This is a genomic window from Solirubrobacter deserti (assembly GCF_027587175.1).
Classification (GTDB): Bacteria; Actinomycetota; Thermoleophilia; order Solirubrobacterales; family Solirubrobacteraceae; genus Solirubrobacter; species Solirubrobacter deserti.
In genome coordinates, this window is the sequence record NZ_JAPCID010000031.1 from 66,203 (window position 1) to 86,568 (window position 20,366).

Below are 20,366 nucleotides of genomic sequence, written 5' to 3' on the forward strand. Positions count from 1 at the left end.
ATGTACTACGACGACGACGCGGATCTGGACCTCCTGAAGGGCAAGACCGTGGCCATCCTGGGGTACGGCTCCCAGGGCCACGCGCACGCCCGCAACCTCAAGGACTCTGGGGTAGACGTCGTCGTAGGCCTGCGCGAGGGCAGCAAGTCCGTCGAGCACGCCAAGGCCGCCGGGCTCGAGGTCACGAGCCTGGAGGAGGCCTCCAGCCGCGGCGACATCGTGATGGTGCTGCTTCCCGACGAGAAGCACCACGACGTCTACGAGGCGTCCATCAAGGACGGCATCGCCCCCGGCAACCTGCTGCTCTTCGGCCACGGCTTCAGCGTCCACTACGGCGAGGTCGAGCCCCCGCCGGAGGTCGACGTCGCGCTCGTCGCCCCCAAGGGCCCGGGCCACCTGGTGCGCCGCCAGTACACCGAGGGCTCCGGCGTCCCGGCGCTGATCGCGATCCACAAGAACGAGACGGGCAACGCCAAGGACCTCGCGCTGGCCTACGCCAAGGGCATCGGCGGCACGCGCGGCGGCGTGATCGAGACCACGTTCAAGGACGAGACCGAGACCGACCTGTTCGGCGAGCAGGCCGTGCTCTGCGGCGGCGTCTCCGAGCTGGTCACCGCGGGCTACGAGACGCTGGTGGACGCGGGCTACGACCCCAAGATGGCCTACTTCGAGTGCCTCCACGAGCTCAAGCTGATCGTGGACCTGATGTACGAGAAGGGCATCACGGGCATGCGCCACTCGATCTCCAACACGGCCGAGTACGGCGACCTCACGCGCGGCAAGCGCATCATCACCGACCAGACGCGTCAGGCGATGAAGGACGTGCTCACGGAGATCCAGGACGGCACGTTCGCCCGCGAGTGGATCGCCGAGAACCGCGCCGGCCAAGAGAACTTCCAGCGCCTGCGCGCGGAGGGCCAGGCCAACGCCATCGAGACCGAGGGCAAGCAGCTGCGCTCGATGATGAGCTGGATCGACACGGAGTTCGAAGAGGGATAGATGACCGCACTGACCGAGAACTACCGCGTCCTGGTCGCGGAGAAGATCGCCGCGACCGGCGTCGACATGCTCAAGGAGCGCTTCGACGTCGAGGTCGGCACGGACTGGACGCGTGAGGAGCTGCTCGAGCGCATCGGCGGCTTCCACGGCATCCTGATCCGCTCCGCCACCAAGCTCGACGCCGAGGTGCTCGAGCGCGCCGACAACCTCAAGGTCGTCGGCCGCGCCGGCGTGGGCGTGGACAACGTCGACGTCCAGACGGCGTCCAAGAAGGGCATCATCGTCGCCAACGCCCCGGAGGCCAACACGGTCGCCGCCGCCGAGCACACGGTCGCCCTGATCCTCGCCCTCGCCCGCAACATCCCGCAGGCGCACGCGAGCCTCACGTCCGGCAAGTGGGAGCGCTCCAAGCTGGGCGGCACCGAGCTCGACGGCAAGACGCTCGGCGTGCTCGGCTTCGGTCGCATCGGTCAGCTCGTCGCCATCCGCGCCCGCGCGTTCGGGATGCGCGTGATCGCGTTCGACCCGTTCACGGCCGACAGCCGCTACCGCGAGATCGGCGCGGAGAAGGCCGAGAACGCCGACGAGGTCCTGGCCGCCGCGGACTTCCTCACGCTGCACCTGCCGAAGACCCCTGAGACCCAGGGCTTCATCAACGCCGAGACGATCGGCAAGTGCAAGGACGGCGTGCGGATCATCAACGTCGCCCGCGGTCCGCTGATCGTCGACGAGGACCTGCAGGCCGCGCTGGACTCCGGCAAGGTCGCCGGCGCCGCGCTCGACGTGTTCACGACCGAGCCGATCACCGACCACCCGCTGTTCGGCTACGCCAACGTCGTCGTCACGCCGCACCTGGGCGCCTCCACCGCCGAAGCGCAGGACCGCGCCGGCGTGCAGACCGCCGAGCAGGTCGTCGCCGCCCTCACCGGCGGCTCGGTCACGACCGCCGTGAACATCCCCGCGATCAGCGCGGAGGACATGGAGGTCCTCGGCCCGTTCGTTCCGCTCGCCCAGAAGCTGGGCACGATCGCGGCGAGCCTCGCCGACTCGGTCGAGCGCGTCGAGATCGAGTACCTGGGCCGGATCGCCGAGCGCGACACGCGCCTGCTCACCCTCTCGGTCCTGACCGGCCTGTTCGCCGGCCGCACGGAGGAGGGCGTGAACCTCGTCAACGCGCCGACGCTGGCCGAGGAACGCGGGATCTCGGTGGCCGAGACGCGGGAGACCAACGCGCGCGACTACTCCGACCTCGTCCGCCTCACGCTCGTCGGTGGCAGCGAGTCGGTCCGCGTCGTGGGCACGACGCTCGGCCAGCTGCACCGCCCGCACCTGCTGGAGGCCTGGGGCCAGCGCTTCAACCTCCAGATCGACGACCCGCACCTCGCGCTGTTCCGCTACAGCGACGTGCCGGGCATGGTCGGCCGCGTCGGCTCCAGCCTCGGCGAGGCCGGCGTGAACATCTCCGCCGCCGCGGTGGGCCGTCAGGCCCCGGGCGAGGGGGAGAGCGACCTGGCCGTCATGGCCGTCACGACCGACGGCGCCGTCCCGCAGGCCGTGATCGACCAGATCGCGTCAAGCGACGGGTTCGTCAGCGGCCGGTCGATCTCGCTCGGGTAACGCCCGGCAGCTGGACTTCCACCCGCGTTCGCGCGCGACCTTCGAGGCCTCGCGCGCGAACGCCCGGATGGTCCGCGACGCTTCGAGCACCTCGTCCCAGGCGAACCCGAGCGCGCCGCGCAGCGTGGTGCGCGCGGTCGTGCCGAGGGTGGACGTCAGCCCGCCGAGGTTCATCATCCGCTGGCGGCAGTCGTCCCGCGCGGCGTCGGCCAGCGCCGACAGCATGCGGCTGTTCGCGCTCGCGAACCCGTCCACGCGGGCGAGCGGCGTCGTCGCGCAGCGGCGGAACACCACGTTCGGCTTCTCCGCGCCGCGCGCCTCCAGCTCACACGCGGCCAAGGCCGGCCCGGCGAGCTTGGCCTCGGAAACGGTGACCTCGCGCAGCAGCTCCAGCGACTCGGTCGCGGGCTGGTCCCAATAGGTCGCCTCGGGCTGCGGCGGGAACGAGGGGGACACCGGCCACGCGGGCGGCTCCGCCGCGGACGGGCGCAGCAGGAGCACGGCCAGCAGGCCGGGCAGGGCGAACAACAGAAATCCGGACAGCGCCGCGCGCATCAAGACCCTTCCGTGGGTTGACGCACGCGATCTTAGTCGCCCTGGCGGGCGTGGCAACTACACCGTTCGGGGGGAACGCACGCGCGGCGCCACCACCGGCGCGGTGGCGAGATCGGCGACGAAGCTCGGGCACACGGCCTGCTTGAGCGCGGCCACGACGGTCTGGTCGTAGGCGTCCGACTCCTCCTCGAGCAGCGCGAACGCGCGCTCGGGCGTCCAGGCCGCGCGGTACACGCGATCGCTCACCAGGGCGTCGTAGACGTCGCAGACGGCGAGGATGCGCGTCTCGAGGCTCATGTCCATCGCGGTCAGGCCACGCGGATACCCGCTGCCGTCGAGGCGCTCGTGGTGGTCGGAGACGAGCTCGCGCACGGCCTCGGGGAAGCCGCCGAGCTCGTCGAGCAGCCGGCGCCCGTCCTCGGGGTGGCGCTTGATCGCGGCGAACTCCGCGTCGGTCAGCTTGCCCGGCTTGTTGAGGATCTCGAGCGGCACGGAGAGCTTGCCGATGTCGTGCAGCAGGCCACCGACGGCGAGGTGGCGACGGGCAGTCGGGGACAGCTTGAGCTCCTCGCCGACGCGGGCGGCGAGGTAGGCGACGCGGCGGGTGTGCTCCTCGGTGGAACGGTCGCGGCGCTCGAGCCGGACCATCAGCGCGCGCACGCGCGCGCCGAGGTAGGCCTCCTCGCGCTCGACGAGCTCCGTCGCGGTGAGGTCGCCGACGAGCGCGCGCGAGGCGCCGGCGCGGCGCAGGTCGAGCGCGGTCGGGATCGCGACCATCGCCACCGCGCAGATCTCGAGCGCGTGCCCGATGAAGTAACCGATCGTCATCGGACCGATGACGAGGTTCGCCCACAGCGTGACGCTCAGCCACGCGCACCCGAGGGCGATCGCGAGGTCGGCGCCGCGACGCGTGAGCAGGTAGGTCCGCACGGCGCGGATGATCAGCAGTCCGAGGCAGAAGGCGCCGGCGAACAGCAGCAGCAGCGCCGGGCTGGACTTGGCCTGCGGCACGGCCGGCAGGACCGTGGGGTTGAGCAGGCCGAAGACGCCGAACGCGAGCACGCCGGCGAACAGGGCCGCCTGCAACGTCACCAGCGGGCGCACGGAGTGCGGGCGGCGCAACGCGGGCAGCGCGGTGAGCGCGAGCAGTGCGGCGCCGATCGGCACGGACAGCCCGCCCGCGAGCGGCATCATCCCGTTGAAACCCTCGGTGAAGATCGTCGGGGTCGCGAACGCGTGCACCATGAACAGCGCGGTCATCGTCGAGAAGGCGGTGCCCATCAGGACGGCGCGGCCGTCCCGAGCCCGGGCGCCGGCGATGCTCAGCGCCAGCGAGGCCAAGGAGGCGATCGCGGCCGCGGTGGCCACGAGGACGAAGTGCGTCGGCGGCGTCATCCCCGCCGGTCTGGTGCCGACCAGCACGACCGCGGCGACGGGCACGAGCGCCGCAAGCACCATGACGAACGGAAGCAGCCGTGACCGAAGCATGGTCCGGGTGATCGGACGGCTTGACGAATCCTTGATGCCGGACCAAAGTGGTCTTGACCACTCGTTGACCACTTGTTACGGTTCCGCCCCGGAGAGATGACGGGGCTGGCGAACACCAACGGTCGCGGCAGCAAGCAGGCGCTCGTGCGCGACGAGATCCTGGGGATGCTGGACGACCTGCAGGTCGGCGACGCGCTGCCGAGCGAGCGGCGCCTGGCCACGGACCTCGGGGTGAGCCGCCCGACGCTGCGCGCCGTGATCGACGAGCTGGTCCGCGAGGGCCTGCTGCTGCGCCGGCACGGCAGCGGCACCTACGTCGCCGAGCCGAAGATCGCGCTGCCGCTCACCATGACCTCGTTCAGCGAGGACATGACCCGGCGCGGGATGCGTCCCGGCAGCCGCGTGGTGGACTTCCAGTGCCTGGCCGCCGGCGCCAAGCTCGGCCAGCGCCTGCAGATCTCGCCGGTGGACGAGGTGTGGGTGATCACCCGCCTGCGCCTGGCCGACGACGAGACGATGGCGATCGAGTGGCTGCACGCGCCGCGCCGCCTGCTGGGCGACCTGCGCCGCGAGGAGCTCTCCGACCACTCGTACTACGAGCTGCTGCGGGAACGCCAGGGGATCACGATCGCCTCCGGCGTCCAGACGATCGAACCGACCGTGACCTCACCGGAGGAGGCCGAGCTGCTCGGGGTGCCCGTGCACTCGCCGGCCTTCCTGTTCGAACGGACCACCACGAGCGAGGACGGGGAGGTGGTGGAGTTCGTCCGGTCCGTGTATCGCGGGGACCGGTATCGGTTGGTGACGGAGCTTCGTCCCGCACTTCGGTAGCGGGTCACTTAGGGGAGAGAAGGAGAGAGGAAGATGAGAAGGTTCGGTTTGGCGGTCGCGGCGCTGCTCGCGACCGTGGTCGCGGCGTGCGGTGGAGACGACAACAACGCCCCCGCGGACAAGGCTTCGACGGGCGGCAAGCTCGAAGGGTCGATCAGCGTCTGGATCATGGATCCGGGCTCGCCGAAGATCCAGGGCGTCGTCAATCAGTACGGCAAGGACTTCGAGGCCGCGAACCCCGGCACGAAGGTCGACATCCAGTTCGTCCCGTGGGCGCAGGCGCACGACAAGTTCGTGACCGCGATCGCCGGCGGCAAGGTGCCCGACGTGGCCGAGATGGGCACGACGTGGACGCCGGAGTTCGCCGACCAGGGCGCGCTGCTCGAGCAACCGGGGATCGGTGACGGCGAGTACGTCTCCTCCCTCGTGGATGCGGCGACCCTCAACGAGAAGGTCTACGGCAAGCCGTGGTACGCGGGCGCGCGCTCGCTGATCTACCGCAAGGACATGCTCGAGAAGGCGGGCGTCGAGCCGCCCAAGACGTGGGACGAGATGACGGCCGCCGCCAAGGCGATCAAGGAGAAGAACAAGGGCGTCTATCCGGTCGGCTTCACGGGGCTCAGCGAGCACATGTACCTGCCGACGATCTGGCAGGCCGGCGGCGAGATCGCGACCCAGGAAGGGGACACCTGGAAAAGCGCGCTCAACTCCCCGCAGGCCGCTGAGGCGATCGACTGGTACTCGTCCTTCTACAAGGAGGGCTACGTGCCCAAGGCCGCCGTCGGCTGGGAGGAGCCGGACGCCCAGACCGCCTTCATCAACGGTGACGTGGCGATGTTGATCGCGGGCGGCTGGGGCTACAACTCGATCATCGCCACCAAGCCGGAGCTCGAGGAGAAGATCGGCACCGCGCTCACGCCCACCGGCCCGTCCGGAAAGGGCACCGCGTTCGCGGGCGGCAGCCACCTCGTGCAGTTCACCGAGTCCGGCAACCACGAGCTGGGCGCCGCGTTCATCGACTTCATGCTCCAGCCCGACCAGCTGAACAAGTTCACGGGCGAGATCGGCTTCCTGCCCGGCACGACCGCCGGCATCGAGGCGTCGGGCTACCTCGAGGACCCGCAGCGCAAGCCGTTCGCGGAGCAGTTGCTCAAGGCGTCCGCCGTCTACCCGCCGTCGCCCAAGTGGGGCGGTCTGGAGGGCGCGAACATCTTCGACGGCCAGATCCAGAAGGTGATGAAGGGCGAACAGGCCGCGCAGGACGCGGTCGCCGAGCTCGCGACGAAGATGGACGAGGAGTTCGCCGGGTGAGCATGGCCCCGGCAGCCGTCCAGGCGGGGCGAAGGACCGCCCCGCGTCCGCCCGCGATGATGATCGCCCGCCGTGCGGTGAACCGGCTCACCCTCCCGGTTCTCCTCCTCCTCCCGGCACTGATCATCATCGCGGGCCTGGTCGGCTACCCGCTGGTCCGCACGGTCTACCTGTCGTTCACGGACACCGGCCTCGGCGAGCTGATCTACGGCGGCTCGACGTGGGTGGGTCTGGAGAACTTCCGGGAGGTCTTCGCGGACGAGCACCTGCGCGCGTCGCTGGTGAACACGGTCGTGTTCGGGACGGCGTGCGTGGTCGGGACGATGGTGCTCGGCTTCGCGGTCGCGCTGCTGCTCAACCAGCGGCTGAAGGGCAACCTGTTCTTCGGGGTCGCCGTACTGCTGCCGTGGGCGGTCCCCGCGCTGGCCGCGAGCGCGATCTGGAAGTGGCTGTTCGACGCGCGCTACGGCTTCGTGAACTGGGCGCTGGTGAACCTCGGCTTCGAGGGCTTCGCCGACTACGCCTGGTTCGCCGGCCGCTGGAGCGCGTTCGTCGCGATCTTCATCACGGTCGTGTGGCAGTCGTTCCCGTTCGTGGCGCTGGCGCTGCTGGCCGGGTTGCAGACGATCCCGAAGGAGATGCTGCAGGCCGCGGCCGTCGACGGCGCGGGCGCGTGGCAGCGCTTCCGCCTGGTCACGCTGCCGCTGCTGCGGCCGATCGTCGCCGTGCTGGTGATCTTCTCCACGATCTGGGACTTCAAGATCTTCGACCAGATCTACGTGATGGCGGCCGGGGTGCCGGACCGCTCGGCCGACACCGCGGCGGTCGCGGCCTACCGCGAAGGCTTCGCGCTGTCGCACTACGGGCTGGGCAGCGCGGTCGCCGTCGTGCTGTTCCTGATCCTGCTCGCGTTCTCGCTCGTGTACGTGAAGCTGATCGGGCGCGAGGGGGAGCTCGGATGAGGTGGGTGCTCAAGCGCGGGTGGATGTACGCCGCGATGGCGCTCGTCGCGCTGTTCGCGCTGTTCCCGATCTACTGGATCGTGATCACGTCGCTCAAGCCGCGGTCGGAGATCTACACGCGCACGCCGGACCTGTGGCCGAGCGACCCGCAGTGGGACCAGTACCCGCGCGTGCTCGGCGAAGGGCACGTCGGCCGGGCGCTGATGAACTCGCTGATCGTCGCCTCCGGCACCATGGTGATCTGCCTGCTGGTGAGCGCCGGCGCCGCGTACGTGCTCGCGCGCTACCGGGTGCGGATCACACGCATCCTGCTGATCCTGGTGCTGATGACGCAGATGTTCCCGCTCGTCGTGCTCGTGATCCCGCTGTTCGTGACCATGCGCAAGGCCGGGCTGCTCGGCACGTACTGGTCGCTGATCATCACCTACCTGGCGTTCAGCGTGCCGCTGGCGATCTGGGTGATGCGCGGGTTCGTGATGTCGATCCCGGAGGAGCTCGAGCACGCGGCGCGCATCGACGGCGCGACGCGGATCGGCGCGATGTGGCGCGTCGTGCTGCCGCTGGCCGCGCCGGGGCTGGCGGTCACGGCGGTGCTGAGCTTCCTCGAGGGGTGGAAGGAGTTCCTGCTGGCCCTGACGTTCATCAACAGCGAGGAGCGCAAGACCACGCCGCTCGTGCTGCAGACGTTCGTGGGCCGCGGCGACACCGACTGGGGTGCGGTGATGGCGACGTCGGTCCTGTATACGTTGCCCGTGGCGGTCGTCTTCGTCCTCGCGCGCAAGCACCTGATGACCGCGCGCACGGCCGGGGCGGTAAAGGGATGAGGCTGGGCGTGGAAGCGGCGCTGGTCGACGGCGCGCTCGTCCCCGGCGACGTCGCGGTGGACGGCGGCGTGGTCACCGGCGTGGGATTGTCCGGTGCGGGAAGCGGGATCGCCGCGCCCGGGTTCATCGATCTGCAGGTGAACGGGTTCGCGGGCGTGGACCTGATGGCCACCGACCATGACGGGTACGTGCGGGTGGGGGAAGCGCTGCTGGCGACCGGGACGACGGCGTTCCAGCCGACGTTCGTGACGGCGCCGGAAGCCGCGCTGCTGGACGCGCTGCGCGCGATGCCTGTGGGCGGCATCGGCGCGCGCGTCCTCGGCGCGCACCTGGAAGGTCCGTTCCTGTCGCCGCGGCGGATCGGCGTGCACGACCCCGCGCATCTGTCCGCGCCGGACCTGGCGCTGCTGCGCCGGTTGTTGGAGGTCGCGCCGGTGTCGCAGGTGACGATCGCCCCGGAGCTGCCGGGGGCGTTCGAGCTCGTGGACGAGCTGGTCGCGCGCGGCGTGACGGTGAGCGCCGGCCACACCGACGCGACCGCCGCCGAGGCGCACCTGGGCTTCGCCCGCGGGATCACGACCGTCACGCACCTCTTCAACGCCATGCGGCCCTCGACGTCGCGCGACCCGAGCGTTGGCTTCGCGGCGCTGGCGCGGGAGGATGTGCTCGTGCAGATGATCGTGGATCTGCACCACGTCGCTCCGGACACGGTCCGGGTGGCGTGGAACGCGGCCGCGGGCCGGTTCGCGCTGGTCACCGACGCCGCGCCCGCGGCGGGGATGGGGGACGGCGAGTTCGTGCTCGGCGGGCGCCGGATCGAGGCCGAGGACGGCGTCGTCCGCGGGCCCGAAGGGCAGCTCGCGGGGAGCGCGTTGACGATGGTCGAGGCCGTGCGCAACCTGCACGGGCTCGGTGTGAGGCTCGAAGCCGCCCTGGGGGCGGCGAGCGAGGTGCCCGCGCGGATCGCGGGCCGGCCGGATCTCGGACGCCTTGTCCCCGGGGCGCCGGCGGACGTGGTGGTGCTCGACGATCGCCTCGGGATCCGGCAGGTTTTGGTCGACGGCCGCGAACGGGTGGGAGGTTTCAGTTGAGCATCCGCGTCGAAGCGGTGACGAAGGCGTACAAGAACGGGCCGCGGGCCGTGGACGAGGTGTCCCTGGAGGTCCGCGACGGCGAGTTCATGGTGCTCGTCGGGCCCTCCGGCTGCGGCAAGTCCACGCTGCTGAAGCTGATCGCGGGCATCGAGGAGGTGACGGACGGCCGCATCTACATCAGCGACCGCGACGTCACGCTGCTCGATCCGCGCAAGCGCGACATCGCGATGGTCTTCCAGTCCTACGCGCTGTACCCGCACCTGTCCGTGCGCCAGAACCTCGGGTTCGGGCTCAAGCTGCGCAAGACGGGCAAGGCCGAGATCGCGGCGCGCGTGGACGAGGTCGCGCGCATCCTCGGGCTGGAGGAGATGCTGGACCGCAAGCCGGGCGAGTTGAGCGGCGGGCAGCGCCAGCGCGTGGCGATGGGCCGCGCGATCGTGCGCGAGCCGCAGGCGTTCCTGATGGACGAGCCCTTGAGCAACCTCGACGCCAAGCTGCGCGTCTCCATGCGCGCGCAGCTCTCGCGCCTGCACGAGCGGCTCGGCGTGACGACCGTCTACGTCACCCACGATCAGGTGGAGGCGATGACGCTCGGCCAGCGCGTGGCCGTGCTGCGCGGCGGCGTGCTGCAGCAGTGCGACACGCCCGAGCAGCTGTTCGACCATCCCGCCAACCTGTTCGTGGCGGCGTTCATCGGCTCACCGGCGATGAACCTGGTCGAGGCCGAAGGCGGCCGCTTCGGGTCGTGTGCGGTGCCCTCGCCGGTCGAGGGCCGCTGCATCCTGGGCATCCGCCCGCACGACCTCAAGCTCGGCCCCGGCATCCCGGCGGTCGTCCAGGTGGTCGAGCGGCTCGGGACCGAGACGCACGTCGTCGCGGGCATCGACGCGCCGCGGCTGCGGTCGGCCGCTCTGGCCGACGCGCTGGACGCTTCTGCGGCCGACGACGACGTCCTGCTCGCCGAGGACGACCGCGCTTCGTTCACGGTCGTGCTGGACGCCCGCGCGCCGGTGGCGGTCGGCGACCGGATCGAGCTTACGGTCGACCCGGATCGCCTCCACCACTTCGACGCGGACTCAGGAAACGCAGTTGATCTTGGGGCCCTCGCCGGCGGTCGCCGGGAAGTTGTCGCGCCGCGGGGTGTCTGAGTTCGTCGTGCACAGGCGCTTGCCGATCAGCACCGGGCTGGTCGGGAACTCGAGCGGGCCCGCGTTGCGCAGGCGGTCGGCGCCGGCCGGGTTGCGGTAGAGCTCGACCGCGTCGCCCTTCTGCGTGACGACCGCGATCGCGTTGCGCTCGTTGGCGGTGACGAAGACGTTGTCGCGGTCGTCGAGCACGATCCCGTCCGCACCGTCGAGGTACGGGTGCTGGACGAGCACGTTGTCCAGGCAGAGCGTGTTCGGCGTGAACGTCGTGTCGCAGCCCGTGCGTGAGAGCACGCGGCCGCGCCGGTCGACGAACACGCGCCAGATCGCGCCGCGCGCGGTGTCGGCGACGAACAGCGTCCCGTCGCGCCCGAACGCGAGCCCGTTGGCGACGATCGCCTGCGAGCCAAGCGTGTTGGACGCCTGCCGGCTCGTCTCGGTGATCGTGATCGTCCCCGGCGGCAGCCCGCGCACATCGCGCCCGACGCCGCCGGGCTGCGCATCGTTGGCCATCGGCTGCACGCGGAACATCTCGACGGGCGCGCGGTCGCGGCCGATCCGCCATACGCGGCCCTGGCCAGTCCCGCCGTCGGACACCCACAGATCGCCGCGCACGTCGAACGCCACACCGTTGGAGCCGGGCACGCCCTCCGCGTACACCTCCGCCGTCGGCGGCGTGCGCTCGTCGGGCCGCAGGACCATGATCCGGCCGCTGTCGGCGATGTAGAGCCGCCCGTCCGGTCCGAACGCGAGCCCGGCCGGGTTGCACGGTGCGGGCAGGCTGCCCACCACGCCCGTCCCGGCCTGCAGCACCGGACAGACCGCATTCGTCACCCGTCCGGGAGCGAACAGATTCCCGCGTCTGTCAGCTGTCAGCCCTTCGATCGACACGCCCGCCGGAGGCGTGAAGACGGTCGTCCACTTGGCGTCGGGCCGCAGCGGGCGCGGCCCGTCGTCGCCGTGACCGACGGCGGTGGCGGCGAGGCCGGTCGCGGCGGCGACGGTCGCGGCCGCGAGGAGAGTTCTCCGCATGCCCGGTACTACGTGGGCGACGGGTGAGTGGTTCTACAAATCCCGTCTGACGAGCGACATCGCTGACAGGGCGAGCATGAGCGCCACCCACACGACCGCCCACAGCACGTAGGCGGCGGTCAGGCCCGACGCGCTGAGGAACGGGTGGCCCTCGAACGCCTCGGTGAACTGCGACAGCAGCCCCGGCGACTGGAACGCGTTCATCGCGCCCCGCCACAGACCGTCCGTGGGCAGCAGCACGCGGGACACCGTGCCGACGCGCTCGACGGCTTCGTTCTCCAGCGCCACACCGAGGCCGCCCACGACGCCGGCGATCCAGGTCGCCCCGAACAGCCCCACGGCCACGATCCCCGACGCCATCGGCGAGATCAGGGTGGAGAGCAGCAGCCCGAGCGTGAGCAGCACGACCGTCTGCCCCGCCAGCAGCGCCAGGCCCACGAACGGCGAAGGCGGCCAGTAGCCGGTCGTCGCCCACACCACGAGCAGCTGCGCGAGCCCGGCGGCCGCGACGAACCCGCTGCCGAAGCCCGCGAGCCCGAGCCACTTGCCGACCAGCACCGCGGAGCGGCGGATCGGGCGGGCGAGGATGGCCAGCGCCATGCCGGACTCGATCTCGCCCGCCAGGATCGGCCCGGCCAGGAACGCCGTGCCGAGCGCGGCGATCAGGCTCAGCCCGAACATCACGAGGTTCAGGACGGTCGAGGTCGCGAGATACGCCTCGCCCGTGGTGAGCCCGCTGAACTCGGCGTCGATGCGGGAAAAGCCGAACGCGCTCACGGCGAGCAGGACGAGCATCAACCCGGCCAGCGAGCGGACGACGCGCCGGCGCGACGCCTCGCGCAGGGTCAGCCCCGCGAAGATCCAGACGGTCCGCAGCGTCATGGCTCGCGGAGGATGTCGAGGAGCCGTTGCTCGAGGCTGATGCGCGCGGGCTCGACACTGTGCACACGCACGCCGAGCGCGACGAGGTCGGCGACCAGGTCCGGCACGACGTCGGCGTCTTCGAGCACGACGGTGAACGCGTCGCCCGCGCGGGTGACCTCGCCGGCCGCGGCGAGCCGCGCCAGCGCGCGGTCGTCGACGGTCTCGAGCCGCAGCCGCAGCTCCCGCCGGCCGAGCAGCTCAGCGAGCGTGCCGGACGCGGCGAGCCGACCCTTGTCCAAGATCACGACCCGGTCGCACACGCGCTCGACCTCGCCGATCAGGTGCGAGTTGAGCAGCACGGCGACGCCCCGCTCGCGCAGCGACGTCACCAGGTCGCGCACGTCCGCGCGGCCGAGCGGGTCGAGCGCGCTCGTCGGCTCGTCGAGGATCACGAGCTCCGGCCGGCTGACCAGCGCCACGGCCAGCCCTAGCCGTTGCTGCATGCCCTTCGAGAAGCCGCCGACCCGATCGCGGGCGCGTTCGCCGAGGCCGACCGCCGCGAGCGACTCGCGTTGGGCGCCGTCGTCGACCTCCACACCGGACAGCTTCACGTGCAGCGCCACGACCTCCGCGGCGCTCAGCCACGGCTGGTAGCGGAACAGCTCGGGCAGGTAGCCGACGCGGGCGCGCGCCTCCGGGTCGCCGGCGCGCCGCCCGAGCAGCAGCACCTGGCCCGCGTCCGGGTGCACGAGCCCGAGCAGCATCTTGATCACGCTCGTCTTGCCCGCGCCGTTGGGCCCGAGCAGGCCGACGACCTCACCGCGGCCGACGGTGAAGGACACGCCGTCGACCGCGGTCTGCCGCCCGGAGCGCTTGCGCAGCCCGGAGCACCAGACCGCGGGCGAGGGCGGGCGCTGCGCCCGCCCCCCGCTCCCCCCAGCCCGCGCGCCACGGTCAGCACCTCGTCCTCGCTGAGCGTCCCCGCGACGAGGTTCACGCGCTCGTCGCGCACCCACACGACGCCCGAGAGCGCGCCGTCGCGCGTCCGGAAGACCGTGGCCCGCGTGCCACCGACGTCGGTCGTCGAGGTCGTCAGCTGATCGGCCGGGATCGGAATCGGGAACGTCCCGTCGGCGCCGCCGAACCGGCGCAGCTGCGCCGCCACGTCCTCCGGCAGCCCCGGCAGGGACAGCAGGTAGCCGCGGGCGGTCTCGAACGGGACGCCGGTCGAGAACACCTTCGGCGCGCCGGCCCGGCCGACCATCAGCGCGGGCAACCCGCTGTTGCCCGGCCAGATCGTGGCCACGCCCGGCCCGACCACCAGCCGGAACGGCTCCCCGTCGAGCCCCGCGGGCAGCGGCGGCAGCGGCTCGCCCGCCCGCGCCGCCGCCTCGCGCGCCTTCGCCGCCGAGAAGGTGAACACGGCCGTCGCCTGCTCGCTCGCCTGGAACGCCGGCACGCCCGTGACGCCGCTCGGCAGCTGCGCCACCTCCGGCACGGTCAGCCCCGTCAGCTCCGCGGCGGAGCGCGCGTCCTTGACGCTGCGCACGTTCGGCTCCTTGATCACCTCGACGTCACCGTACGCGGACAGGTCCGGCAGCCCGACGAGGTCGGCCTGGTTGATCGCCAGCGGAGCGACGTCGCGCGTGGAGAAGATCTCCAGCCAGTCCGCGGCGGCCGCCACGCCGGCGCCCGTCAGCAACGCGGCGACGCCGAGCATCGCCGCCGTCTGCCCGCGCAGCGAGAACCGACGTCGCCGCGCACGTGGCGGCGCGGCCGGCGCCTCCACCGCCAGCGCGTGCGCGAATCGCTCCCACGCCGCGTCCACGTCCACCTCGACGTCCACGGCCAGGGCGGACGCGGCGAACGCGGCGTCCTCCTGCGCCTCGGCCAGGGCGGCGCTGCAGGTCGAGCACCCGATGACGTGATCGGCTTCGGCGTCGGCGACGCCGATCGGCTCGTCGAGCAGCCGGCGCAGCGTGCCGTCACTCGGATGGCGCATGACGGTTCAACTCCTTGCGTAGGGCGGATTCGGCGCGCCGCACCGTGGTGCCGACGCTGGACGGGGAGAGGTCGAGCGCGGCCGCGACCTCGGCGTAGCTGAGCCCGCTGTGGCGCAGCACCAGCGCGACGGCCTGCTTGCGCGGGAGGCGGGACAAAGCCGCGCGGACCTGCGCGCGCTCGTCGCGCGCGGCGACCGCGTCCGCGATGTCCGGCGCGACGCCGTCCCCGCGCACGGCTTGCTCACGCGCCGCGCGCCGTTTGCCGGACCGGATGTGGTTGAGCGCCGTGTGCGCCGCGGCGACGGACAGCCAGCCCATCGCCTCACCGGCCGGCACCGATGAGCGGCCGAAGCTCAGGAACACCTCCTGCGCGACGTCCTCGGCCTCGTTCCGCGAGCCCAGCACCCGGGCCGCGACGGACACGACCCGGGGATAGGCGCTGCGGAAGATCGACTCGAGATCGCTCCGGACGGGGGCGGCTGGAGACGGGGTGGACACTGCCATACCCGTCTAGCACCGCCGCTCCGCCGAATGTGACTACGCCGGCTGCGCCGCCCGGTCGCGCCGGGCGAGCCGGCGCTGCACCATCACGTTCAGGCCCATCAGGATCAGGACCACGACCAGCAGCATCGTCGCCAGCACGTTGACCTCGGCGGGCACGCCCTGGCGGGTCGCGCCGAAGATGAACAGCGGGAACGTCTGCGTCTGGCCCGCGTTGAACGCCGTGATCACGTAGTCGTCGAACGAGATCGCGGCCGACAGCATCGCCGCCGCGGCCACGCCGGGGAAGATCATCGGCAGCGTGACCTTGCGGAACGCCGTCCACTCCGATGCGCCCAGGTCCATGGCCGCCTCCTCGATGTGGCGGTCCATCCCCTCCAAGCGCGCTTTCACCGTCACCACGACGTAGGACACGGTGAACATCACGTGGGCGATGACGATCGTGACGAACCCCGTGTTGATGTTCAGCGTCAGGAACATCGCCAGCAGCGAGGCGCCGAGCACGACCTCGGGCGACGCGAGCGGCATGAACACGAAGAAGTCGATCGCCGAGCGTCCGCGGGAGCGGTAGCGCACGAGCGCCATCGCCATGAACGTGCCCAGGGCGGTCGCGATCGCCATCGAGATGAGCGCGATCTCGACGCTGTTCACCAGTGCTCGCGCCAGGTCCGGGTCCGCGAACGGGTCGGTCCAGTGGCGCAGGGTGAAGCCCTGCCAGGTGAAGTTGAAGCGGCCCTGGTTGTCGTTGAACGAGAACAGGACCACGATGAAGATCGGGATGAACAGGTACAGCAGCGCGAGCGCCGACCATACGGCGAGCGCGCCGTGGCGCAGCCGGTCGCGCGAGCTCCCGCCGCGGCCCGGAGGAGCGGCGATCTCTTCCTCGACGGCGCGGCCCGCGGCGGGTGGAGCTTCGATGGTCATCTCAGACCGCCGCCTGGGTCAGGTTGCGCGCGCCCAGCAGCCGGGCGTACAGGAAGATGCCGACGAGGATGAACAGCATCAAGGTGAACGACAGCGCCGCCGCCTGCGGGTAGTCGAGGATGTTCAGGAACTTGGACTGGATGACGTTGCCGATCATGTACTGCTGCGGCGTCCCGAGCAGCGCGGCGTTGATGAAGTCGCCGCAGGCCGGGATGAACGTCAGCAGCGAGCCGGCGAAGATGCCCGGCAGCGCGAGCGGCACCGTCACCTTGCGGAACGCGGTCGCGCGGCTCGCGTAGAGGTCGGTCGCGGCTTCCAGCAGCCGCGGGTCGATCTTCTCCAGCGCCACGTACAGCGGCAGCGCCATGAACGGGAGGAAGTTGTAGGTGATGCCGGCGATCACGGCCGTGCTCGAAGCGAGCAGTCGCCCGTCGTCGGAGAGCAGCCCGAGCGTGCGGAACACGCTCACCACCGTGCCGTCGTCGGAGAGGATCAGCTGCCACGCCACCGTCCGCAGCACGTAGGACATGAAGAACGGCAGGATGATCAGCAGCAGGATCAGGTTCTTCCAGCGCCCCGCGTGGAAGGCGGCGAAGTACGCGAGCGGGAACCCGATGATCAGGCACAGGACGGTCGAGATGCCCGCGTACAGGATCGAGCGCCCGAACTGCTCCTTGTATTCGGAGATCGCGTCCCAGTAGTTGCTGAACGTCCACGTGAGGTCGTAGCCCTGTTCGGGGTTGCCGCTCATCAGCGAGACGCTCGCCTGATTGAGCAGCGGATACAGGAAGAAGATCAGCAGCCACAGCAGGCCCGGGCCGATGAACAGCCAGGGAAGGAGCTTGCGACGACGCTGGAGGCTCATGCGCCCGTCACCTTCGCCATCGCCTCCTTCATCGTGCGCTCGTCGTTGTCCGACAGCGCCGGGTACGGGTGCAGCTTGGCCCGGATCTCGTCCGGCGGGAAGATCAGCGGGTTGTTGGCGATCTCCGGCTCGGTCTTCTCCACGATCTCCTGCACGCCCTTCACCGGCGACAGGTAGTTGACGTAGATCGCGAGCGTCGCGGCCACCTCCGGCTCGTAGACGAAGTTCATCATCGTCTCGGCCGCGTACATGTTCTCGGCCTTGGCCGGGATCATCATGTTGTCGGTGAACAGCATCGCGCCCTCGTCGGGGTAGACGAACTTCAGGTCCGGGTTGTCGGACTGCAACTGCACGATGTCACCGGAGTAGGCGAGCGCGACCCAGATGTTGCCCTTGGCCAGGTCGGTCGAGTAGTCGTTGCCGGTGAAGCGCCGGAACTGGCCGGCGTCGGCGGCCTGCTGGATCTTCTCGATCCCGCTCAGGATCTGGTCGATCTTGGCCTCGGTGGGGTTGACGCCCATGCTCAGCAGCGCCGTCGAGGCCGAGTCGTAGGCCTCGGTCAGCATCGTCACCCGGCCCTTGAACGCCGGGTCGAACAGGTCCTTGGCCGAGTTGAGCTCGCGGCCGGTCTTCTTCGGGTTGTAGCCCAGGCCGACCGCGCCCGACTGCCACGGCACTGTGTAGTCGCGCTTTTTGTCGTACGGAACTGACTTTAGGTTGTCGACGAGGTTCTTGGTGACGTTCGGCAGGTTCTTCTTGTCGAGCGGCTCGACGTAGCGGTTGCGCACCCACTTGACGGCCATGAAGTCCGTCAGCGTCACGATGTCGCGCCCGATCGGCCGGCCGGCCTGCAGCTGCTGGCGGACCTTGCCGTAGAACTCGTCGTTGTCGTTGATGTCCTCGACGTACTTGACGTTGCCGCCGAAGCGCTTGTCGAAGTCCTTGAGCACTTCCTTGTCGATGTACAGCGGCCAGTTGGAGAACGTCCAGTCGCCGATCGGGACCTTCGGGTGCGTGATCTGCGGGATCGGCGTCGCGGCCTTCTGCGCCTTCTCGAGCGTTCCCTCGATGCCGCAGCCCGCGAGCGCGTAGGCGAGCGCGAGCGATCCACCACGGCCGAGGAACTTCCGGCGGGTGTGCGGATCAGCCACGCTGCACCACGAACGTGTGCTCGGGCTTCCACACCAGCTGAACTTCGCGGCCCGCGCCGAACGCCTCCGTGCCGTCGGTGTTCTGCGCGAACACCGTGAGCTCCTCGCCGCCCGCGGCCTGGATGACGTACTGGATCGACACGCCCAGGAAGGCCGCGACGAGGATCTTGCCGCGCAGCACGTTCGAGCCGTCCGGCACCGGCTCGCCGTCCAAGATCAGGGTGATCTTCTCCGGCCGCACGCCGATCTGCACGTCGCCGATCAACCCCGCGCACTCGGGCGCGTGCAGCGCGACGCCGTCGTGGGTGGCGACGCGCTGGTCGCCGGTGACCTTCGCCTCGATCAGGTTCGAGATGCCGAGGAAGTTGGCCACGAACGCCGTGCGCGGGCGCTCGTAGAGCTCGGTGGCCGAGCCGGCCTGCTCGATCCGGCCGCCGTTCATGACCGCGATCGTGTCGGCCATGCTCATGGCCTCCTCCTGATCGTGGGTCACGTGCACGAACGTGATGCCGACGTCCTGCTGGATGCGCTTGAGCTCGATCTGCAGCTGCTTGCGCAGGCGCAGGTCCAGCGCGCCGAGCGGCTCGTCGAGCAGCAGTGCCCGTGGGCGGTTGACCAGCGCGCGGGCGAGCGCCACGCGCTGCTGCTGGCCGCCCGAGAGCTGTGCGGGCTTGCGCTTGCCGAGGTGGCCGAGCTGCACGAGCTCGAGCGCCTCGTTCGCGCGCTTGAGCGCCTCCGCCTTGCCGACCTTCTTGCGCTCGAGGCCGAAGGCGACGTTGCGCTCCACGCTCAGGTGCGGGAACAGCGCGTAGGACTGGAAGACGGTGTTGACGTCGCGCTTGTAGGGCGGCAGCTGCGTGACCTCCGAGCCGCCGAGGAACACCTTGCCCTCGGACGGGTCCTCGAACCCGCCGATCATCCGCAGCGTCGTCGTCTTGCCGCACCCGGACGGGCCGAGCATGGCGAAGAAGCTTCCGCGCGGGATCGACATCGTGAGGTCGTCGACCGCCGTCATGTCCCCAAAGCGCTTGCTGACGCCATCCAGATGGATGTCGGCCTCGGCCTGCGTTGCTGCCACCCTCGCTCCTTCCGTCTGACCGATGCTCACCCTTCCGGGTGGACGGGACCGTCGCAATGGACAGTGGGTCGGATGTTAAGCGATCATGGATGACAGAACGTCATGCTCAGCCTCGCCGACGTGCTCGATCTGCCGGTGGTCAGGCGCGCGTTGCCCGAGGTTGTCGTCGGCGACGCCGCTCTAGACCGCGACATCCGCTGGGCGCACGTCATCGAGCTGCCCGAACCTGACGATCTGTTGAAGGGCGGCGAGCTCGTGCTCACCACGGGGCTCGGCGCGAGCGCCGACCCGGGCGCGTGGACCGCCTCGCTGGTCGAGCAGGGCATGGCCGCGCTGGCGGTGGAGCTGGGCACCTCGTGGCGTGACGTCCCGTCCGCCGTCGTCGCCGGCTGCGCCCGCGCCGGCGTGCCCGTGATCGCCTTCCACCGTCCCGTGCGCTTCATCGAGATCACCGAGACCGTGCACGCCGCGGTCGTCAACGCGCAGTTCGCCCTGCTCGCGCGCGGGGAGGAGATCCACCGCCGCTTCACCGAGCTGATCCTGCGCGGGCGCGGCGTGCCGGAGATCCTCGCGGAGCTGTGCGCCGCCGTCCGCAACCCGGTCGTGCTCGAGGACGCGAGCGGCTCCCTCGTCTACTACGTGTCCGGCCCGCCGGGCGACGACCTCGCGCTGTCCGCCTGGGCCGACCTGCACCGCGCGGAGGCTCGCGGCGAGGTCGCCGAGGGCGCCGTCTGCGCCGACGTGCGGCTGCTGGACTCGGGCTGGGGCCGGCTGATGGCGCTCTCGCTCGAGAACCGGCTCGACGACTTCGACCGCGTCGCCGTCGAACGCGCGGCGCTGGCCGTGGCCGTCGACCTGCTCGGCCAGCAGCACGACGAGCAGCTGCGCGCCCGCTCGCGCGGCGCCTTCCTGTCCGAGCTCGCCGACGGGCGCGTGGAAGAGCACGACGCGCGCCGCCGCGCTGAAGCCCTCGGCTTCCCCGGCACGGGGCGCGGCGCGTTGCTGCCGGTGGTGGCCGCGTGGCGCCATCCGGCGTACGCCCGGGGGAGAGGCCGGCGCAGCGCGACAGGCGGCTCCGCCGCGGGCGGGCCGCCGCGCGGCCACGGCACCGGCCCCGCCGGC

At 70.9% G+C, this 20,366-nt stretch carries 20 protein-coding genes; 9 read left to right on the forward strand and 11 right to left on the reverse strand.

Annotated features, from left to right (window positions below; translation table 11 throughout):
• Entirely contained in the window at positions 1 to 999 is a 999-nt protein-coding gene (gene ilvC, locus OJ962_RS20755) for a ketol-acid reductoisomerase (protein WP_202952631.1), read from the forward strand.
• Positions 1,000 to 2,616, forward strand: a complete 1,617-nt coding sequence (serA, locus tag OJ962_RS20760) for a phosphoglycerate dehydrogenase (protein ID WP_202952632.1) — start codon at positions 1,000 to 1,002, stop codon at positions 2,614 to 2,616.
• On the opposite strand, the gene OJ962_RS20765 is transcribed toward serA, so the two are convergent.
• Together OJ962_RS20765 and OJ962_RS20770 are read right to left on the reverse strand one after the other, a co-directional pair.
• Positions 2,572 to 3,171 carry a hypothetical protein gene (locus tag OJ962_RS20765; protein WP_202952633.1) on the reverse strand — a complete coding sequence of 200 codons (600 nt, stop codon included), beginning with the start codon at positions 3,169 to 3,171 and terminating at the stop codon, positions 2,572 to 2,574. The two genes, serA and OJ962_RS20765, sit on opposite strands and share 45 nt — an antisense overlap.
• A 57-nt stretch (positions 3,172 to 3,228) precedes the next feature.
• Entirely contained in the window at positions 3,229 to 4,659 is a 1,431-nt protein-coding gene (locus tag OJ962_RS20770) for an HD-GYP domain-containing protein (protein ID WP_202952634.1), read from the reverse strand.
• Positions 4,660 to 4,755: 96 nt separating this feature from the next.
• Between OJ962_RS20770 and OJ962_RS20775 the strand changes: the two genes are divergently transcribed.
• The 6 genes from OJ962_RS20775 (at position 4,756) to OJ962_RS20800 (ending at position 10,829) form a co-directional block, all read left to right on the forward strand.
• On the forward strand, positions 4,756 to 5,490 hold the full coding sequence (locus tag OJ962_RS20775) for a GntR family transcriptional regulator (protein ID WP_202952635.1): 735 nt from the start codon (positions 4,756 to 4,758) through the stop codon (positions 5,488 to 5,490).
• Between the two features lie 33 nt (positions 5,491 to 5,523).
• Entirely contained in the window at positions 5,524 to 6,801 is a 1,278-nt protein-coding gene (locus OJ962_RS20780; protein WP_202952636.1) for a sugar ABC transporter substrate-binding protein, read from the forward strand.
• A 77-nt stretch (positions 6,802 to 6,878) separates the two neighbouring features.
• A complete protein-coding gene (locus tag OJ962_RS20785; RefSeq protein WP_270006567.1) occupies positions 6,879 to 7,763 on the forward strand; it encodes a carbohydrate ABC transporter permease in 885 nt (294 codons plus the stop codon).
• Positions 7,760 to 8,587: a carbohydrate ABC transporter permease gene (locus OJ962_RS20790; protein WP_202952638.1), complete on the forward strand. Its 828-nt coding sequence runs from the start codon at positions 7,760 to 7,762 to the stop codon at positions 8,585 to 8,587. Before OJ962_RS20785 ends, OJ962_RS20790 begins: the two co-directional genes overlap by 4 nt.
• 8 nt (positions 8,588 to 8,595) lie before the next feature.
• Entirely contained in the window at positions 8,596 to 9,678 is a 1,083-nt protein-coding gene (gene nagA / locus OJ962_RS20795; protein ID WP_270006568.1) for an N-acetylglucosamine-6-phosphate deacetylase, read from the forward strand.
• Positions 9,675 to 10,829 (forward strand): ABC transporter ATP-binding protein, encoded by a 1,155-nt coding sequence (locus OJ962_RS20800; protein WP_202952640.1) that lies wholly within the window; start codon positions 9,675 to 9,677, stop codon positions 10,827 to 10,829. The genes nagA and OJ962_RS20800 overlap by 4 nt, the downstream gene beginning before the upstream one ends.
• Here OJ962_RS20800 and OJ962_RS20805 read toward each other — a convergent pair.
• The 9 genes from OJ962_RS20805 to OJ962_RS20845 form a co-directional block, all read right to left on the reverse strand.
• Entirely contained in the window at positions 10,758 to 11,858 is a 1,101-nt protein-coding gene (locus OJ962_RS20805) for an SMP-30/gluconolactonase/LRE family protein (protein ID WP_202952641.1), read from the reverse strand. The genes OJ962_RS20800 and OJ962_RS20805 overlap by 72 nt on opposite strands.
• Before the next feature lie 33 nt (positions 11,859 to 11,891).
• Positions 11,892 to 12,740, reverse strand: a complete 849-nt coding sequence (locus tag OJ962_RS20810) for an ABC transporter permease (RefSeq protein ID WP_202952642.1) — start codon at positions 12,738 to 12,740, stop codon at positions 11,892 to 11,894.
• Positions 12,737 to 13,603 (reverse strand): ABC transporter ATP-binding protein, encoded by an 867-nt coding sequence (locus OJ962_RS20815; RefSeq protein ID WP_407697530.1) that lies wholly within the window; start codon positions 13,601 to 13,603, stop codon positions 12,737 to 12,739. The genes OJ962_RS20810 and OJ962_RS20815 overlap by 4 nt, the downstream gene beginning before the upstream one ends.
• Positions 13,492 to 14,724 carry a hypothetical protein gene (locus OJ962_RS20820; RefSeq protein ID WP_270006570.1) on the reverse strand — a complete coding sequence of 411 codons (1,233 nt, stop codon included), beginning with the start codon at positions 14,722 to 14,724 and terminating at the stop codon, positions 13,492 to 13,494. The genes OJ962_RS20815 and OJ962_RS20820 overlap by 112 nt, the downstream gene beginning before the upstream one ends.
• The gene (locus tag OJ962_RS20825; RefSeq protein ID WP_407697529.1) at positions 14,708 to 15,148 is read right to left on the reverse strand and encodes a sigma-70 family RNA polymerase sigma factor; all 441 of its coding nucleotides are present in this window, start codon (positions 15,146 to 15,148) and stop codon (positions 14,708 to 14,710) included. The genes OJ962_RS20820 and OJ962_RS20825 overlap by 17 nt, the downstream gene beginning before the upstream one ends.
• 114 nt (positions 15,149 to 15,262) lie before the next feature.
• Entirely contained in the window at positions 15,263 to 16,150 is an 888-nt protein-coding gene (locus OJ962_RS20830) for an ABC transporter permease (protein ID WP_202952646.1), read from the reverse strand.
• 1 nt (position 16,151) lies between these two features.
• Complete coding sequence (locus tag OJ962_RS20835) at positions 16,152 to 17,015, reverse strand: ABC transporter permease (RefSeq protein ID WP_202952647.1); 864 nt, start codon at positions 17,013 to 17,015, stop codon at positions 16,152 to 16,154.
• Complete coding sequence (locus OJ962_RS20840; RefSeq protein ID WP_202952648.1) at positions 17,012 to 18,166, reverse strand: polyamine ABC transporter substrate-binding protein; 1,155 nt, start codon at positions 18,164 to 18,166, stop codon at positions 17,012 to 17,014. The genes OJ962_RS20835 and OJ962_RS20840 overlap by 4 nt, the downstream gene beginning before the upstream one ends.
• The gene (locus OJ962_RS20845; RefSeq protein WP_270006571.1) at positions 18,159 to 19,244 is read right to left on the reverse strand and encodes an ABC transporter ATP-binding protein; all 1,086 of its coding nucleotides are present in this window, start codon (positions 19,242 to 19,244) and stop codon (positions 18,159 to 18,161) included. Before OJ962_RS20845 ends, OJ962_RS20840 begins: the two co-directional genes overlap by 8 nt.
• Positions 19,245 to 19,346: 102 nt before the next feature.
• Here OJ962_RS20845 and OJ962_RS20850 point away from each other — a divergent pair.
• Positions 19,347 to 20,366 (forward strand): PucR family transcriptional regulator ligand-binding domain-containing protein (locus OJ962_RS20850; RefSeq protein WP_270006572.1); only part of this gene is annotated, 1,020 nt, incomplete at its 3' end.

Coding starts and splice junctions, on each gene's coding strand:
- ilvC (WP_202952631.1), top strand. CDS start 1: ATGTACTACGACGACGACGCGGATCTGGACCTCCTGAAGGGCAAGACC.
- serA (WP_202952632.1), top strand. CDS start 1,000: ATGACCGCACTGACCGAGAACTACCGCGTCCTGGTCGCGGAGAAGATC.
- OJ962_RS20765 (WP_202952633.1), bottom strand. CDS start 3,171: ATGCGCGCGGCGCTGTCCGGATTTCTGTTGTTCGCCCTGCCCGGCCTG.
- OJ962_RS20770 (WP_202952634.1), bottom strand. CDS start 4,659: ATGCTTCGGTCACGGCTGCTTCCGTTCGTCATGGTGCTTGCGGCGCTC.
- OJ962_RS20775 (WP_202952635.1), top strand. CDS start 4,756: ATGACGGGGCTGGCGAACACCAACGGTCGCGGCAGCAAGCAGGCGCTC.
- OJ962_RS20780 (WP_202952636.1), top strand. CDS start 5,524: ATGAGAAGGTTCGGTTTGGCGGTCGCGGCGCTGCTCGCGACCGTGGTC.
- OJ962_RS20790 (WP_202952638.1), top strand. CDS start 7,760: ATGAGGTGGGTGCTCAAGCGCGGGTGGATGTACGCCGCGATGGCGCTC.
- OJ962_RS20805 (WP_202952641.1), bottom strand. CDS start 11,858: ATGCGGAGAACTCTCCTCGCGGCCGCGACCGTCGCCGCCGCGACCGGC.
- OJ962_RS20810 (WP_202952642.1), bottom strand. CDS start 12,740: ATGACGCTGCGGACCGTCTGGATCTTCGCGGGGCTGACCCTGCGCGAG.
- OJ962_RS20820 (WP_270006570.1), bottom strand. CDS start 14,724: ATGCGCCATCCGAGTGACGGCACGCTGCGCCGGCTGCTCGACGAGCCG.
- OJ962_RS20830 (WP_202952646.1), bottom strand. CDS start 16,150: ATGACCATCGAAGCTCCACCCGCCGCGGGCCGCGCCGTCGAGGAAGAG.
- OJ962_RS20835 (WP_202952647.1), bottom strand. CDS start 17,015: ATGAGCCTCCAGCGTCGTCGCAAGCTCCTTCCCTGGCTGTTCATCGGC.